This window comes from Arhodomonas sp. KWT (assembly GCF_010993615.1).
Genome location: NZ_WNXE01000385.1, coordinates 1 through 1,689, shown reverse-complemented (window position 1 = coordinate 1,689; position 1,689 = coordinate 1). Strand labels below are relative to the sequence as shown.

Sequence of the window (1,689 nt, the reverse complement as noted above, 5' to 3'; positions counted from 1 at the left end):
CTGCCTCCCAACGTCTACGAACGACAAATGGCAGCCGAACCACCCATCGCGGTGTCCGAAATTACTTGACCACCACAAATTACCGCTCCCGGGAAGGGAGCGGACGAAATCTCAACCGGTCAGGGAAGACTGCAATGGACCAGAAGCGTTTCGCGAAATCGCTGCGCCGGAACATGACGGATGCCGAACGCATCCTCTGGCGCCAGCTCAGGGCCCATCGAATGCTCGGCCGGAAATTCCGCCGCCAGCAACCGGTCGGCCCGTACATCGTGGACTTCGTCCACTTCGGCGCACGGCTGATCGTCGAATGCGACGGCGGCCAGCACAACGAAAGCGCGGCCGACCAACGGCGCGACACCTGGCTCCGGGCCCAGGGCTTTACCGTCCTGCGCTACTGGAACCACCAGATACTGAACGAAACGGACCATGTCTTAGAGGACATCCTGAACAGCTTGCCCCCTCTCCCCCAGCCCCTCTCCCACGAGGGGAGAGGGGAGCAGCCAAAGCCTCGATATCCGGGGAAGCCGGCGTCTAGCCCCTCTCCCCTGGCGGGAGAGGGGTTGGGGAGAGGGGGAAGCCAACCGAGAGAGACATACCCATGACCCACGCACCACAGATCCGCATCCCCGCCACCTACATGCGCGGCGGCACCAGCAAGGGCGTCTTCTTCCGCCTCGACGACCTCCCGGCAGCCGCGCAGCAGGCCGGCCCGGCCCGCGACGCCCTGCTGCTGCGCGTAATCGGCAGCCCCGACCCGTACGGCAAGCACACCGACGGCATGGGCGGCGCCACCTCGTCGACGTCCAAGACCGTGATCCTCTCCCGGAGGGACAGCCCGGATCACGACATCGACTACCTCTTCGGCCAGGTCTCCATCGACAAGCCCTTCATCGACTGGAGTGGCAACTGTGGCAACCTCACCGCCGCCGTGGGGGCCTTCGCCATCAACAGCGGCCTCATCGACGCCGGGCGCATCCCCGAGAACGGCCACTGCACCGTGCGCATCTGGCAGGCCAACATCGAGAAGACCATCGTCGCCCACATCCCGATCACCGACGGCGCGGTGCAGGAGACCGGCGACTTCGAGCTGGACGGCGTCACCTTCCCCGCCGCCGAGGTCCAGATCGAGTTCATGAACCCGGCGGACGGCGGCGGCGCGATCTTCCCCACCGGCAACATCGTGGACGACTTGGAGGTCCCCGGCGTCGGCACCTTCCAGGCCACCATGATCAACGCCGGCATTCCGACCATCTTCGTCAACGCCTCGGACGTCGGCTACACCGGCACCGAGCTCCAGGGCGCGATCAACGAGGATCCAAAGGCTCTGGATATGTTCGAGACCATCCGCGCCCACGGCGGCGTGCGCATGGGCCTGTTCAGCGAAGTCGCGGAGGCCGCCAGCCGCCAGCACACCCCCAAAATCGCCTTCGTCGCCCCGCCGAAGGGCTACACCGCCTCCAGCGGCAAAGCGGTGAAGGCCGAGGACATCGACGTGCTCGTCCGCGCGCTCTCCATGGGCAAGCTCCACCACGCCATGATGGGCACCGCCGCCGTCGCCATCGCCACCGCCGCCGCCATCCCCGGCACGCTCGTGAACCTCGCCGCCGGCGGTGACGACCGCAGCGCCGTCCACTTCGGCCACCCCAGCGGCACCCTCCGCGTCGGCGCCGAGGCACGGCAGGTGGACGG

Annotated in this window: 2 protein-coding genes; both read left to right on the top strand. The window is 67.1% G+C overall.

Annotated features, from left to right (window positions below):
* Positions 1 to 134 precede the first annotated feature (134 nt).
* Positions 135 to 602 (top strand): endonuclease domain-containing protein, encoded by a 468-nt coding sequence (locus G7A99_RS19195; RefSeq protein WP_371807636.1) that lies wholly within the window; start codon positions 135 to 137, stop codon positions 600 to 602.
* On the top strand, positions 599 to 1,689 hold a 1,091-nt coding region (prpF, locus tag G7A99_RS19190; protein WP_163143220.1), incomplete at its 3' end, for a 2-methylaconitate cis-trans isomerase PrpF. The genes G7A99_RS19195 and prpF, both read left to right, overlap by 4 nt.

Bases quoted from the DNA above. Each gene is read 5' to 3' on its own strand.
- G7A99_RS19195 (WP_371807636.1), top strand. From the start codon at position 135: ATGGACCAGAAGCGTTTCGCGAAATCGCTGCGCCGGAACATGACGGAT.